Here is a 13474-nt window from a genome sequence, read left to right on the forward strand (position 1 = left end):
TCCTTTGATTCTCTAACTGAACAATTTAAACCATGAGTTATTTTCGCAAACGCCTCTCTCCCATCAAACCCGGTGATCCCATCGACTACAAAGACACCGAACTGCTCCGTAAATTCGTCACCGAGCGCGGCAAAATCCTCCCCCGCCGGATCACGAACCTCACCGCCAAACAGCAACGGGATCTCACCACGGCGATCAAATATTCTCGCTATGTGGCCCTCCTGCCCTATGTCAACGCGGACTAAAGAACTAACACTTTCAACCATCGATCGCAAAATTTCTCTACATTAATTTTGCCTCGATGGTTGGGTGGGGTTTGCCCCGGAGGGTATCCCGTAGCCTATGATAGGTTAGGAAAAGATCATGGGGATAGGGCGAAGGGGTGGACAAAGGTACATTAATCGAATTTAGGAATCAAGGCGATCGCAAATTAGCGGTCGTTGATCGTCCTGAGGGCAAAAAAAACTGGATTGTCATTGATGAACGGGGGCAAGCCCATTCCCTCAAGCCCCAACGGGTTGAATACGAAATTGGTTCGGGATATCGCGCTACAGAAATCCCGACCTTTTGGGAAACGGTGCAAAGCTATGTAGACCCCGATAGTTTGGAGGTGGCTTGGGAATTGCTCATTGAAGCGGGGGAGTCGGTGACACCGGCTAGCTTGGCGCAACTGCTCTACGATGCCCAAGACCCGGCGATTTGTTATGCGGCCCATCTGCTCCTTGCTGATGACCGGATTTACTTCAAGAAAAAAGGCGATGTCTATGAGCCGCGCCCCGCGAGTCAGGTGGAAGAACTCAAGCATCAACTGACGATGGCCACCCAGCGGGAAACGGAGCGGGTCAATTTCTTGGCGCGGTTAACGGCGGCCTTGGGGGGAGAAAGGGTAAACTGGCCAGAAAGCGATCGCCCCCGGTTGGACGCTTTGGAAAAATTCGTTCTCTATCCGGAGCAGACCCACAAGGCTGCTCAGGAATTACTCAGCAGCCTCCAACTCCCCACCACCCCGGAAGGGGCCTTTGATCTATTGGTGCGGATTGGCTGGTGGTCTCCCCATGAAAACCTGTTCCTCCGGCGCAGTGCTTCCCCAATCCAGTTTCCTCAGAAGGTACTCGATGTGGCTCATTCCTGTTTACACGCTCTCCCCCCCGATGCCGATGGCGATCGCCGCCTTGATCTAACCCATCTCAAGGTTTACACCATTGACGATGAAAGCACGGAAGAAATCGACGACGGCCTGAGTATTGAACCCCTGCCCACGGGGGAAACGAAACTGTGGATTCACATTGCTGATCCCACCCGTTTTCTCGTTTTGGGGGAGGAGTTGGATTTAGAGGCCCGTCGCCGCAGTACGACGATGTACCTACCCACGGGAATGATCCCGATGTTCCCCAAGGAACTGGCCACTGGCCCGATGAGCTTGATCCAGGGGCAGCATTGCAACGCCTTGAGCTTTGGGGTGGTTTTGGATGAGTTGGGGTCGATCGCCGATTACAGTATCCATGCCAGTTGGATCAAACCCACCTACCGCCTCACCTATATGGATGTGGATGAGATGCTGGAGTTGGAAATCCAAGCCGAGCCGGAGATTATCGCCCTCAACCAGGCAGCGCAACTGCGGCGGGCTTGGCGTAAATCCCAAGGCTCCATTGAGATCCGGATGCCAGAATCCTCGATTAAGGTGAAGAACGAGGAGGAGATTAGTATTGAGGTGCTTTATGAGGCGCGATCGCGCCAACTGGTGGCGGAAATGATGATCCTCGCCAGCGAAGTCGCGGGCCGGTTTGCCCAAGCGAATCATATCCCCGTCCCCTTCCGGGGTCAACCTCAGCCGGAACTGCCCTCGGAAGAAGAATTGATGCAGTTACCAGCGGGGCCGGTGCGGTTCTGTGCCATGCGCCGCTGTATGCCCCGCAGTGAAATGGGTGTGACCCCTGCCCCCCATGCCGGTTTAGGGCTGCCGGTGTACACCCAAGCCACTTCCCCGATCCGCCGCTATACCGATCTGCTCACCCATTTTCAGATCAAGGCCTTTTTACGGGGAGAAACGCCCCCCTTAGCAGCGGATCAATTGCAGGAAATTCTCTACACTGTTACCGCTTCGGCTCAGGAGGCGATCTTGGTGGAGCGGCAAACGAACCGCTATTGGACGCTGGAATATTTGCGCCGCCATGCGGATACGGTGTGGGAGGTGCAGATGTTGCGCTGGCTGCGGGAAGATGAGCAGTTGGGGTTAATTTTGCTGGAGGATTTGGGTTTGGAATTGCCCCATCGGTTTAACCGCTCCATTGCTTTAGGCGATCGCTTTGGTGTCCAGGTGAGTGCCGCTGACCCCCGCCATGATGTGATCCGTTTCCGGGAAATGGTGGCCTCTGAGGTGACGGCGGCGGCCAGTTAAAACCATGGATGGCGATCGCCCCGCAACGCTTCAAGCCCATCAAATTGTCTGTCTCGAAGCCGAACAGACCCGTCTCTATGCAGAAGTGATTCAGGTGATGCCCCAGCGGCAAACCTGTTGGGTGCGGCCGACGTTATTGGTGATGGGAGCCGCAGTTTACACCCTTGACGGTTGTCCAGATATCGTCTGGCCCAGTGCAGGTTTTCGCCCCGCTTTGGATACAGAGGTGATCCCCCTGTTGGGGGCGACGGAAACCTCCCCCCAAGGCTGTCAACACCTCCGCCAATTCCTCCACCGTTTGGCCTAATCCGCCCCCCCGATTAATCATCCATCTGCCAAGGTTCGAGCAAATTATTTTCATCAAGAATCCGTTTCGGCCGCAGGATCAACACCACCTGCCCCAAAATATCGACATCAGGAGCGCTGCTAAACCAGTTGAGTTCGACTTCTTTTTCCTGAGCCGTTAACCAATAGGCTTGATTGTGCCAGTCTTGACTGGCCCGATCTACTACCACCACCACCTGCTCTAGGGGGCCATCGGGGGGGTTGGGCAGATCGCTGTTACGACAGAGGATGGCGATGGGGTCTTCGGCTTTGAGCACCGCTTGCCAGCCGGGGATGGGGACATATTGGGTTTGGGTGGTGACGGTGGCAATGCGAAAGGGTTCAATTTCGGTGATGGGGGCGATCGCATCCACTTGGCTCACCGTTAGGGGAAACGTCCCCACAACGGGGATTAACCGGGGCAATTCATCCTCCTGCTCTAAACGGTAGAGGGGCAGTAACGGCGGGCGATCAAGGGGCGTGACGCTGAAATCACTGAGGAGGGATTCAATTTGACGGCGAGCACCCTCGGAATGGGCAAATTTCAAGCCTTGGGCAATGAGGCGCGATCGCGCCTGTAAATCCTTTTTCGCCTTGGCCCAGCGCCACACTTGATAGGCCATGGCATCCCCCGGATGGTTCGTGAACTCCGCCGGAGCAGCACCAGCTTTCTTAAACTCTTTCATTGCCTGAGTCACCTGTCGCGTTTCCTCGGCATCGAGGCGTTTATCCATCGCCAAGGCCGCCGCCGCTAACCGTTGGCTATGGTTCAACACCCGCAATTCATAGAGCACATCACTGCGGGGCCCCCGGCAATAATCTAAGAGTTCCGCCGCTGCTCCTTCCGCCACCAGACTTTCAAACACTTGGGACGCGACAATCGTTAAGTTTTGATAGGCCGGTTCAATGCCGGTTTCGCTAAAAATATCCTGGGGACTATAACCCGCCTTTTGGAGTTGTTGACACCCTTTTCCCCAATCGACCCAACTGCCTTCTTTGCGGCGCAGTTGCTGCAATGTGGCTTGGGCAAGCTCATCATCAAGAGGATTAGAGGGAGAAAAAGACATGAGGCAATCTCAGGTTAAAACGAACGCCAACAAGTGATGATAGCGCGATTAGGTTAAAGATGGCTGTCATCCTTGTATTTGACCTGTTGCGGGCCTTGATCTTGCAGAAATTCTGAGGTAGCGGGTTTAAGACGATAGTCCAGCCAAAAGATGCTGCTACTCACCATGGCGATGCCGCCAATTAAACAGAGGCCTAATAACCGGACTTGCGATCGCAATTGCTGAACTTGGGGGTGCTGGATGATCATGCTGGGGGGTAGGCGTTTGATCTCAGCGTTGGTGACTGTGTAGGCGGTGATTTCTAGGGTTTGGGGTTCTGGTGCGGGTTTAAAGCGAACGAGGGAATGAAGCCAACGGGTGATGAGTTTAGCCCCATGATGGTTAAACCAGAGAATCCCAGCACGACGGAATAGAGGTTGGGAGAGGCGGGCGATGTGATAAAGGGGGGGATGGAGCGATCGCCATTGCACATGATGGTGCATCAGATTTGCCGTACCCATTTCATAGAGGCGATCCAGAATGAAGCGGACTGTGACTTCTTCCCGCTCGATTAAGTGCTGCAAAATCAACGTGAGTTCTTGCACTTTAATCTGTTCTTGATTTTCTAATTCTGGAGGTTTTGCACCGTTCACAATGGTTTCCTATATTAATAAAATGATTACAAAAATTAATATGATTTAAAAAAATTTAACGTTTGACTTTGCGTTGGGATTCATGCTGCGATTTCCTGGCGGGGCGGGGGGTTTGTTGCCGTTGCCAGCGTTTATAGCGGGAACCTGTCCAATCGGCGATCGCATGACTCATGGCCCCCAATTCTAGCCCAATAAATAAAGCGATCAAGCCAATGCGATGATTCCCCAACCAACTGCCCAGGGCGATCGCCCGCTCCCCCCAATCCCAATGGAGATTAAAAAAAGCTTGCCCTAGGAGGATCAGCAGGCAAATTCCTAAACCGATCATGCCCAACAAATAACACAATCTCAAGATTGTGCCTAATAAAAAGCCATGGGAAAAGCGGGAGCGGTGGCGCATACTGCGTTGATAGGGAATCCACAGTCCCCGCAACCAGCCCCACCGCTTAAATTGCACTGAATAGATATCTAAATCCGGCCCAAACATCAAGCCGCTGAACAAATAGCCCCCCGCAACCAGGAGCGTCACCGTGGCGTTACGGGTGGAGAGGGTGGTTAACCCGACAATGACCGGCAGGCTCCAAAGGGTGATGCGATCGTGGGTGCGGCCAGAGGGCATGATTTGGCTTTTGACGAAATTTGTGTTATGATGATCCATCGTACCGGACGGTTAGCTCAGTTGGTAGAGCTCCTGCCTTACAAGCAGGCTGTCACTGGTTCGAGTCCAGTACCGTCCATGCTCGAAAACCCCCTCAACCCTTCCCCATGGAGGTTGGTTTGATGATCTATACCCTCGATGTGAGTGCGATCGCCACCCTCACCCCGGAGCAGTTCGAGGCCTTGTGTGCAGATAATCCCGATCTCAAGTTGGAACGCAGTGCCACAGGAAAACTGATCATCATGCCACCCACAGGGGGAGAAACCGGGAAAAATAACGCCCTTTTAACCGCCCGTTTTGTGATTTGGAATGAATCTGGGGATTGGGGTGTGGTGTTTGATTCCTCGACTTGTTTTCAACTGCCGGGGGGCGGTTATCGTTCCCCCGATATTGCCTGGATTGCCCAATCTCGTTGGCAAGCCCTCACCCCTGACCAACGACGGCGATTTCCCCCCCTCTGCCCTGATTTTGTCCTCGAACTCCTCTCTCCCAGTGACAACCTGGCAGCATTGCAGGCCAAACTTCAAAAATATATCGACAATGGCAGCCAATTGGGTTGGCTGATTGATCGCCAGGATCGCCAAGTCTACATTTATCGCCCTGGTCAGCCGGTGGAATGCCAGGGCGAAATTACCCAGATCAGCGGCGATCCTGAACTCCCCGGCTTTATCCTCAACCTCGCCCCCATTTGGTAAAGGCTCCTTGGGGCAATCCGCCACCGCCACAGATCTGCGATACTGGGAAACGCCCGTTTCATCTGATTGCCCTTTATGAACCTGCGCCATACCCTGCTCAAAAACCGTGGCTTTTGGCTTGTGGGCCTGTTTGGCCTGGTGTTAGACCAAGCTACTAAGTATTGGGTGATGGCCCGTTTTAGCTTCATTGGTGAAACCATCCCCCTTTGGCCCAATATCTTTCACTTCACCTACGTCACCAATACCGGCGCAGCCTTTAGCCTCTTTGCCGGGGGCGCGGATTGGTTGCGGTGGCTCTCGTTATTCGTCAGTTTGGGGCTAATGGCCTATGTGCTGTGGACTCCCAAAATGGCTAAGTTGGAGCAAATCGGCTATGGGTGCATCCTCTCCGGAGCCTTAGGGAATGGCATCTGTCGGTTCCTCTATGGCCATGTGGTGGATTTTTTGGATTTTCGCGGTATTAATTTCCCTGTGTTTAACCTAGCCGACATTTTCATTAATATCGGCATTTTTTGCCTGCTGGGTTTGGAAATTTCCCGCAGTTTTTCCCGCCCGGCCCGTTAATCAGGTTGGCCTGAACTTTCCCCCGATCCCCCGTCAAAACCGCACATTGTTCCATCGTGAGTATTATGAAAAATTTGCCCGTGGGTTTTGGTTTAGCCCTGCTTGCCATGTTTGCTAGTTCGGGAGCGCGGGCTGCTGTGGTGGGGGGTCAATGCCGCGATGCGGATGTGCGGGGGGCGATCGCCCAAGCGGCCCCCAATACGACCATCCAGTTCAATTGTCCCGCTAACCATCGCCTTCAACTCCGGCAACCCATTGTGATTGCTCAAAACCTGACGCTGATCACCGCTTCAAACCTGATCCTTGATGGGAGCAATCAAACCCGCATCATTGAAGTGGGGGAACGGGTGAATGCCACCTTGGAGGGGTTCACGTTGATCAATGGCCGCACCCAAACCCAAGGTTTAGCCGGAGCCGGGGGAGCCATTCGCACCGGCACGGGTAGCAATCTCACGGTACGCCGCAGCGAGTTTCGCCAAAATTATGCCCATGGGGATGGGGGCGGCGCGATTTTTAGCGGCTATCGCAGTCGGCTGCGGGTGGAGGGGAGCCGGTTTGTGCAAAATCAGGCGGTGGCTAATAGTGAGGGGGGTAAAGGGGAACGGGGCGGGGGGGCGATCGCCGTCGCCAGTGAAAGCCAAACGGTGATCCTCAACAGTCATTTTGAAGCCAATCAGGGGATCAATGGCGGCGCAATTAACACTGTCCTCGGTTCCCTGCGGGTTGAGGGTTCAACGTTTATCAATAACGACAGCAGCAGGGGTGGACAATTTGCCAGCCCCTTTGGTTACGATTTGGGCTATGGGGGGGCGATCTATACCGATGGCGCATCGGCAACCCCCGATGCTAGCACGAGGGGCAAGATTGCCATTTTAAACAGCCGGTTTGTGGGGAATCGCGGCGCGGGTCAAGGTGGGGGCCTGTTTCTCTTTGCCTATCGGGGGGATGAAATCGAAGTCAAAGATACGACGATTCTTCAGAATCGCGTTGTGGCCAGTCGCGATCGCAGTGCCTTGGGTGGGGGCATTCGCCATGGCGGGGGCGCGGCGTTGCGCTTAATCAATGTCGTCTTGGCTGAAAATCAGGCTCAACAACAGGGGGGCGGCCTCTGGAGTGGGGAAGAGTCGGCGATCGCCATGGATCGCGTCACATTTTGGGGCAATCAAGCCATTGCCCCCGATCGCTCCGTCAGTTTAGGCGGGGCGATGCTCCTCGCGGGCGCGGCTCAGGTGGAGATTAAACGCACAACTTTGGCACACAATCAAGCCGGTTTCCAAGGGGGCGGCGTTTGGGGTGGCAGTGGCAACACCCGATTAGAGCAGGTGATTGCGGCCCACAATCGCGGCGGGGCCAATTCCAACGGCTACAACGTCCATCACCACACGGGAACCACGTTCAACGGTGGCCCGGTGGTGCAATCCCCGGAACCCAACCCCAATGATACCCGCCTCACCCCCAATACAATTTTACTGGATCCCCAGTTAATGCCATGGCAAGACAACGGCAAAGCCAGCCCAACCCATCCCTGCGCTCGCAGTGGAGAGGCGACTGGCTCCGGGGGGCGTTGCCGCTAAGGGGGAATTACATTTTTTTATCGCGACCCTGACGACGGCGATCGCGCCATTCAATCGTGGAAAGATAAAGCACGCCGCCACTCACCGCAATCAGGAGGGCAATGGCGGCGACAAACAGGAGGTCAAGCAGTGAAATGTTGTAAAACAGTTCAGAATCCATTGCGGGCCCACACCACCATTGCGATCGACCAAGTAAACAAAGCAAGAACCCCAACCCAACCCAATGTCAAAATATCCATAATGCCGTGCTGATGCCTTTGGCTAAAACAACGCTCTTTATTATGCCATCAAAGCCGATCCCAGTGGAGAAGACCGTGGGGGCGAAAATTTGGGGGCGAAAGATTTTTGTGCCTCCGGCAGGCTTACGCCAACGCCCCTACTGGGGCAGCGTCGTAATCACCCCCGTTGCTTGACCCCCATCAAGGGCAACAAAGTGAACCAAGGGCAATTCGCTATTGACGCTGTAAATTCCTGTACCTGGCACAATCTCCATGGGGGCAAAGTAGCGGTTATTTTGACGCATCCGCTCTAAAACGTCGGATTTCGCGGTGCTTAAGGGTTGGGCAATTTTTCCCCTCGGTTGGAGCCGGGCGGGATCGCTGGCCAAGGTGGGGGGGAGGCTGGCTAATACCGCTCCATCTACTTCAAAATCCGCCATAGCGCGATCGCGGTACAACTGAGCAAAGAACTGTTCAAACTCCCGCTCTTCCGGTGTGAGGTTCTCCACCTCCTGCAAACGGGCCAAGGTGGTTTGATCTAAGGGTTCCGAAAGGAGCATCATCACCGTTTTTTGCTCCAAGGTGAGCAGATGGAGATAACGGGGGGTGACATTGGCGATCGCCACCTGATAAACCTTTAACCCCTCCCCCTCATGGGCCACCGTCAGCGTAAAGTCCCGTTCTGGCCCCTGCTCTTGGTAAAAAGCCGCCACGGTAGGCAGGGCATCGGGGGTATTTTGAGCCGCATCCTGTAAAACTGGATTGAACAAACTTTCCGAACCCCGTTGGGCGTTGGGATAGGCGGGGAAATTGGCAAAGGGATCGCCCGTAGGGTTAGGGGGTGTCGGATTTCCCGGCGGATTCGTCGGGTTGCCAGGGGGATCGGTTGGGTTTACAGGGGGATCGCCCGCTGGAGGTGTAGGTTGGGGATTCGGAGCAGGATTTGTCGGCGCTGAGGGGCGATCCTCCGAGGGCGTAGGCTCCGGCTTCGGTCGGGGGGCGGGTTGTGTCACCTGCCGTTGAGGAGCAGGTCGCTGCTGCTGGCGTTGGGTGATGGGGGGCGAGGGCTGCGGCCAGGGGGTTTCCGGTTTGGGCAACTCCGCCGCTGGGGCCTCCGTGATGGGGGCATCGGCTAAGGGCAACGTCGTGACTTTAATCCGATCTTCTGGGGGCATTTCCTCAGTTTTGGGCAGGGAAGATTCTACCAACGGCAACCAGAGTAAGAACCCATGGAGGCCCATCGAAACCGCCACTAACGCCAAAGGACGTACCCACAATCGGGGATCTCGTAAAACTGCTTTGTTCATCACACCAATCCTCACCACACTCAACTTTAAGACGCGATCGCGCTCTCAACGGTTTCCCGTTTCCTACTATTATGATTCTGGCTTGAGCAACTTAGGGGTTAACGGTATGCAGTTATTAAATCGGGTGCGGTTGGGGGCAGGGGTGGCGATCGCCAAAACCATCACCGCCATCGTCAAGGGCCTCAACCTCGGAGCCGCCAGCGTTTTACCCGGCTTAATCGCCCAACGCATCCATCCCCGCGTTTTGCCCCTGTTGTTTGAACAGGTAAAATCCGGCGTTGTCCTCGTGGTGGGAACCAACGGCAAAACCACCACCTCATTGCTACTGCGCACCATTCTCGAAAACGCCGGTAAGCGCGTCACCCACAACGCCACCGGAGCCAACTTAATCAACGGTTTGATCACCGCCCTTTTAGCAGATACCAATTTGATCGGCACATTAGATCGAGATTACGCCATTTTAGAAGTAGATGAAAATATTCTTCCTTTGGTATTAAAAGATTGTCGCCCCCAATATATTTTGGTGTTGAATTTATTCCGAGATCAGTTAGATCGCTATGGAGAAGTAGACAGTATTAGCCGCCGTTGGCAGGGGGCGATCGCCCCCCTCCCTGGCGATACTACCATTGTCATTAATGGCGATGATCCCACACTGAACTTTTTAGGAAAAAACCTGCCCCAAACGGTGCGATTTTTTGGCTTAACTGAGCCGGATTTATACCTCAAAGAAATTCCCCACGCCGTAGACTCCATCTATTGCCCCCAATGCGGTGCATCCCTCGATTATGCTGGGGTTTATCTCTCCCATTTAGGCGATTATACCTGTCCCAGTTGTGATTTTAAAAAGAGTGATCTCAATATTGATAGCCGGGAATGGGGGCAAATCTTAATCGGCATTTACAATAAATACAATACCCTTGCCGCTGCATTAATGGCCCAATCCATGGGCATTAACCGTGATGAAATTAATCAAACAATTCGCACCTTTAAGGCGGCGTTTGGTCGAGCCGAAGAATTAACCATTGAAGGTAAACATATTCGGATCTTGCTCTCTAAAAATCCTGTGGGTTTAAACGAATCGATCCGGGCGGTGAATGATTTAAAACTGCAAGGAAAATCCTCAGTTGCCCTACTGATCCTCAATGATCGCACCCCCGATGGAACCGATGTTTCTTGGATTTGGGATGTGGATACGGAACCCCTCACCGCATCGGGGGGAACGATTATCGTCAGTGGCGATCGCACCTATGACATGGCCCTCCGCATCCAATATAGCCAAGACCAAGCCCCAGATCAAGCGAATCCTTGTAAGGTGATCATTGAGCCAAATTTAGAGGCGGCGGTGCAGGGGGCGATCGCGGCTACTCCCGCCGATGAAACCCTCCACATTATCCCCACCTATTCCGCCATGTTGGAGGTGCGCAAGTTATTAACGGGCCGGGAGATTCTTTGATGGCCCTAGGGTTAGCTCCATGGTCACGGTTTAAAAAATGCCCCCCCAACCCAGAAACCGGGCTGCATTTATTCTTTCATTGCCTCCCCAAACCCTCCCAAAAACCCGGTTTCTTGGTATCTAACGCACCTCATAACCAAATAAATTGGGATCGACTCCCTTTAAATCTAAATCTCCTAACCCATATTCAGCCCAACGCAGATCCACCTGAGCCGCCATGGCCGGATCTGATTCCAATACTTCCCCCCAATCGTGATCCGTTTCTGGTGGGATTTTCGTCGTCGCATCAATGCCCATCCGCCCCCCTAAACCGATTTTTTCACTGGCAAAATCAAGACTATCAAAAGGCGTATCCGGCAAGATAAATACATCCCGCACCGGATCAACCTTAGAACTAATCGCCCACACCACCTGACGCGGATCACGGATATTAATATCCTGATCCACCACCACCACAAACTTTGTATAGGTGAACTGCGGTAAAGCTGACCAAAACGCCAGGGCTGCCCGTCGTGCTTGCCCCGGATAAGCCTTATCAATGGCAATGATCGCCATTTTGTAACTGAGTGCCTCCATGGGTAGGAGGAAATCGGTGATTTCTGAAACCTGTTGGCGGAGGATGGGGGTATAGATGCGATTGAGGGCGATCGCCATCATCGCTTCTTCCTTGGGGGGACGGCCGCTAAACGTCGTGAGGTAAACGGGATCACGGCGATGGGTCATACAGTGGAAACGGATCAAGGGGGAATCCTCCACACCACCGTAATAGCCCATGTGATCCCCAAAGGGGCCATCGGGTAACTCCTCACCAGGGGTAATCGTCCCCTCTAACACAAACTCTGCATCCGCCGGTACTTCCAGATCAACGGTTTTACATTTCGCCAACTTAACCCCACTGTCCCCGTATAACCCCGCAAACAACCATTCAGAAAGATCCACCGGGATTGGTGTTGCCGCCGCCATGATAATTAACGGGTCAACACCGAGGGCGATCGCCACCTCTAACTTTTTTCCCGCCTCCGCTGCTTTGCGCAAATGCCGCGCTCCCCCCCGCACCGAGAGCCAATGCACCGTCATCGTGGTGGGGGATTGCAACTGTAAACGATAAACCCCCACATTGGGCGTTCCCGTCTCCACATCCTTCGTAATCACTAAACCCAATGTGATAATCTTCCCCGCATCCCCTGGATAGGGCCGGATCAAGGGCAATGTATTTAGGTCGAGATTTTCCCCCTCAATCACCACCTGCTGACAGGCCGGGAAAAAATCCCGCCCCGGTTTGGCCTTAACCACATCAAAGAGCAACTTACCAAAATCAATGGCCTGACTAATTTTCTTCGGCGGTTTGGGCTGTTGTAGCATCCCCAACTTCCGCCCCAAATCTTCCAAATCGGCTAAATTCTCCCGATTCATCGCCCAACAAATCCGCTCCACCGTCCCCATTAAGTTAACAGCAACGGGAAACTTTGCCCCCTTGACGTTTTCAAACAACAGCCCCGGCCCCCCCGCCGCCAGCATCCGGTTGGCAATTTCGGCAATTTCCAAATCCGGATCAACTTCTGCTGTAATCCGGCGCAGTTGTCCCCGCGTTTCCAGTTGTTCAATAAATCCCCGTAAATCTCTGGCCATGGGTTTTGGTGAATCGTGATTATCGTTAGTGTTTAGTATAGCCCTCACCCTAAATCCCTCTCCCAGGCAGGGAGAGGGACTTTGAATCTGGCTCCCCTTCTCCCATTTTTGGGAGAAGGGGCTGGGGGATGAGGGCAATGACTTTACGAAGCCGGATAAGCCACCGCCGCCAAATCCACTAAGCCATTGAGTAATGTTACTGCGGCCCCTACGCCTCCCTTGCGGCCACTGACGCGAATATTGGCAATCATTGAATCCTGAAGCCGTTCTTTGGCCACATCCACATCTACAAACCCGGCGGCCGCTGCAATCACGAGGGCGGGCTGAATTTCTTCCGCTTCAATCAGTTCGATCAAGACATTTAACGCCGTAATCGATTGGCCAATCACAAAAATGCCTTCTGGGTATTGATTGGCTAAGGCGGCGATGCCTTGGGCGATGGGACTGCGGGGGTCTTGGTTTTGGGGAGGAACAGCGGCAGCACAGAGCACGGGATTAAAAAACCGCGCCTGGACAGCGGGGAGAATCCCCGTCATCACCATCGGCACATCAACGATGATCGCGGTTCGGGCCGCCAAGGCCGCAGCCCCCGCTAGCATTGCCCCTTCGGCAAAGCCCAGCACCGCCCCATAGTCAAAGTCTCCCGTTGCATAGATGACACGCCGCACCAATTCGTATTCAGCGGGGTGGAAGCGGTGGGGGCCAAGCTCGCGATCAACGATCGCCAACCCCTGGACATCGGTAATAGACCATTCCATAGTTTGGCTCTGGGCAGAAAAAAATCTCCCTCCATTTTAGAAGCCTTCGGGGAAGAAAAGAGAATAGAGAAGAGAGGATAGAGGAAAATCCCCACTTCCGGCTCACTCCTCACTCCTCACTCCTCACTCCTCACTCCTCACTCCTCACTCCTCACTCCTCACTCCTCACTCCTCACTCCTCACTCCTCACTCCTCAC

The 13474-nt window shown here is 53.9% G+C and carries 15 protein-coding genes and 1 tRNA gene; 8 read left to right on the forward strand and 8 right to left on the reverse strand.

Annotation, left to right across the window (positions count from 1 at the left end; genetic code table 11):
* Window positions 1-32 precede the first annotated feature (32 nt).
* The 3 genes from rpsR (at window position 33) to VB712_RS11445 (ending at window position 2705) form a co-directional block, all read left to right on the forward strand.
* A complete protein-coding gene (gene rpsR, locus VB712_RS11435; protein WP_323254754.1) occupies window positions 33-245 on the forward strand; it encodes a 30S ribosomal protein S18 in 213 nt (70 codons plus the stop codon).
* A 137-nt stretch (window positions 246-382) separates the two neighbouring features.
* Window positions 383-2398, forward strand: coding sequence for a ribonuclease R family protein (locus tag VB712_RS11440; protein WP_323254755.1), 2016 nt, complete (start codon window positions 383-385; stop codon window positions 2396-2398).
* 4 nt (window positions 2399-2402) lie between these two features.
* Window positions 2403-2705: a hypothetical protein gene (locus tag VB712_RS11445; protein ID WP_323254757.1), complete on the forward strand. Its 303-nt coding sequence runs from the start codon at window positions 2403-2405 to the stop codon at window positions 2703-2705.
* 13 nt (window positions 2706-2718) lie between these two features.
* Here VB712_RS11445 and VB712_RS11450 read toward each other — a convergent pair whose 3' ends face one another.
* The 3 genes from VB712_RS11450 to VB712_RS11460 are packed head-to-tail and all read right to left on the reverse strand — an operon-like array spanning window position 2719 to window position 5040.
* Window positions 2719-3789, reverse strand: coding sequence for a RuBisCO accumulation factor 1 (locus VB712_RS11450; RefSeq protein ID WP_323254759.1), 1071 nt, complete (start codon window positions 3787-3789; stop codon window positions 2719-2721).
* Window positions 3790-3842: 53 nt separating this feature from the next.
* Complete coding sequence (locus VB712_RS11455) at window positions 3843-4421, reverse strand: hypothetical protein (RefSeq protein ID WP_323254761.1); 579 nt, start codon at window positions 4419-4421, stop codon at window positions 3843-3845.
* Between the two features lie 55 nt (window positions 4422-4476).
* Window positions 4477-5040, reverse strand: a complete 564-nt coding sequence (locus VB712_RS11460; RefSeq protein ID WP_416236326.1) for a metal-binding protein — start codon at window positions 5038-5040, stop codon at window positions 4477-4479.
* Window positions 5041-5085: 45 nt separating this feature from the next.
* Between VB712_RS11460 and VB712_RS11465 the strand changes: the two genes are divergently transcribed.
* The 4 genes from VB712_RS11465 to VB712_RS11480 all read left to right on the forward strand — a co-directional run bounded on the left by VB712_RS11465 (window position 5086) and on the right by VB712_RS11480 (window position 7912).
* Window positions 5086-5158: transfer RNA gene (locus VB712_RS11465), tRNA-Val, on the forward strand.
* A gap of 43 nt (window positions 5159-5201) precedes the next feature.
* A complete protein-coding gene (locus VB712_RS11470) occupies window positions 5202-5774 on the forward strand; it encodes a Uma2 family endonuclease (RefSeq protein ID WP_323254765.1) in 573 nt (190 codons plus the stop codon).
* A 75-nt stretch (window positions 5775-5849) separates the two neighbouring features.
* Complete coding sequence (lspA, locus tag VB712_RS11475) at window positions 5850-6338, forward strand: signal peptidase II (RefSeq protein ID WP_323254767.1); 489 nt, start codon at window positions 5850-5852, stop codon at window positions 6336-6338.
* A gap of 65 nt (window positions 6339-6403) precedes the next feature.
* Window positions 6404-7912, forward strand: a complete 1509-nt coding sequence (locus VB712_RS11480; RefSeq protein WP_323254769.1) for a hypothetical protein — start codon at window positions 6404-6406, stop codon at window positions 7910-7912.
* Window positions 7913-7919: 7 nt separating this feature from the next.
* Here the strand turns inward: VB712_RS11480 and VB712_RS11485 are convergent, their stop codons facing one another.
* From VB712_RS11485 to VB712_RS11495, 3 genes are all read right to left on the reverse strand, one after another.
* The gene (locus tag VB712_RS11485) at window positions 7920-8072 is read right to left on the reverse strand and encodes a hypothetical protein (protein WP_323254771.1); all 153 of its coding nucleotides are present in this window, start codon (window positions 8070-8072) and stop codon (window positions 7920-7922) included.
* Window positions 8062-8151, reverse strand: coding sequence for a cytochrome b6-f complex subunit PetN (gene petN / locus VB712_RS11490; RefSeq protein WP_323254773.1), 90 nt, complete (start codon window positions 8149-8151; stop codon window positions 8062-8064). Before petN ends, VB712_RS11485 begins: the two co-directional genes overlap by 11 nt.
* A gap of 137 nt (window positions 8152-8288) precedes the next feature.
* Window positions 8289-9437 carry a hypothetical protein gene (locus VB712_RS11495; protein ID WP_323254775.1) on the reverse strand — a complete coding sequence of 383 codons (1149 nt, stop codon included), beginning with the start codon at window positions 9435-9437 and terminating at the stop codon, window positions 8289-8291.
* Between the two features lie 106 nt (window positions 9438-9543).
* Here VB712_RS11495 and VB712_RS11500 point away from each other — a divergent pair, with 106 nt between their 5' ends.
* On the forward strand, window positions 9544-10890 hold the full coding sequence (locus VB712_RS11500; RefSeq protein ID WP_416236327.1) for a MurT ligase domain-containing protein: 1347 nt from the start codon (window positions 9544-9546) through the stop codon (window positions 10888-10890).
* 120 nt (window positions 10891-11010) lie between these two features.
* Here the strand turns inward: VB712_RS11500 and VB712_RS11505 are convergent, their stop codons facing one another.
* Both VB712_RS11505 and VB712_RS11510 read right to left on the reverse strand, forming a co-directional pair.
* Window positions 11011-12519 carry a UbiD family decarboxylase gene (locus VB712_RS11505; RefSeq protein WP_323254779.1) on the reverse strand — a complete coding sequence of 503 codons (1509 nt, stop codon included), beginning with the start codon at window positions 12517-12519 and terminating at the stop codon, window positions 11011-11013.
* A 143-nt stretch (window positions 12520-12662) separates the two neighbouring features.
* On the reverse strand, window positions 12663-13277 hold the full coding sequence (locus tag VB712_RS11510; protein ID WP_323254781.1) for a precorrin-8X methylmutase: 615 nt from the start codon (window positions 13275-13277) through the stop codon (window positions 12663-12665).
* Window positions 13278-13474 lie beyond the last annotated feature (197 nt).

It is taken from the genome of Spirulina sp. CCNP1310, assembly GCF_034932185.1.
In the GTDB taxonomy this organism is placed as follows: Bacteria; Cyanobacteriota; Cyanobacteriia; order Cyanobacteriales; family Spirulinaceae; genus Spirulina.

Bases quoted from the DNA above. Each gene is read 5' to 3' on its own strand.
- petN (WP_323254773.1), bottom strand. From the start codon at position 8,151: ATGGATATTTTGACATTGGGTTGGGTTGGGGTTCTTGCTTTGTTTACT.
- VB712_RS11470 (WP_323254765.1), top strand. From the start codon at position 5,202: ATGATCTATACCCTCGATGTGAGTGCGATCGCCACCCTCACCCCGGAG.
- VB712_RS11445 (WP_323254757.1), top strand. From the start codon at position 2,403: ATGGATGGCGATCGCCCCGCAACGCTTCAAGCCCATCAAATTGTCTGT.
- VB712_RS11480 (WP_323254769.1), top strand. From the start codon at position 6,404: ATGAAAAATTTGCCCGTGGGTTTTGGTTTAGCCCTGCTTGCCATGTTT.
- VB712_RS11495 (WP_323254775.1), bottom strand. From the start codon at position 9,437: ATGAACAAAGCAGTTTTACGAGATCCCCGATTGTGGGTACGTCCTTTG.
- lspA (WP_323254767.1), top strand. From the start codon at position 5,850: ATGAACCTGCGCCATACCCTGCTCAAAAACCGTGGCTTTTGGCTTGTG.
- VB712_RS11505 (WP_323254779.1), bottom strand. From the start codon at position 12,519: ATGGCCAGAGATTTACGGGGATTTATTGAACAACTGGAAACGCGGGGA.
- VB712_RS11510 (WP_323254781.1), bottom strand. From the start codon at position 13,277: ATGGAATGGTCTATTACCGATGTCCAGGGGTTGGCGATCGTTGATCGC.
- VB712_RS11460 (WP_416236326.1), bottom strand. From the start codon at position 5,040: ATGCCCTCTGGCCGCACCCACGATCGCATCACCCTTTGGAGCCTGCCG.
- VB712_RS11450 (WP_323254759.1), bottom strand. From the start codon at position 3,789: ATGTCTTTTTCTCCCTCTAATCCTCTTGATGATGAGCTTGCCCAAGCC.
- VB712_RS11500 (WP_416236327.1), top strand. From the start codon at position 9,544: ATGCAGTTATTAAATCGGGTGCGGTTGGGGGCAGGGGTGGCGATCGCC.
- VB712_RS11485 (WP_323254771.1), bottom strand. From the start codon at position 8,072: ATGGATTCTGAACTGTTTTACAACATTTCACTGCTTGACCTCCTGTTT.
- rpsR (WP_323254754.1), top strand. From the start codon at position 33: ATGAGTTATTTTCGCAAACGCCTCTCTCCCATCAAACCCGGTGATCCC.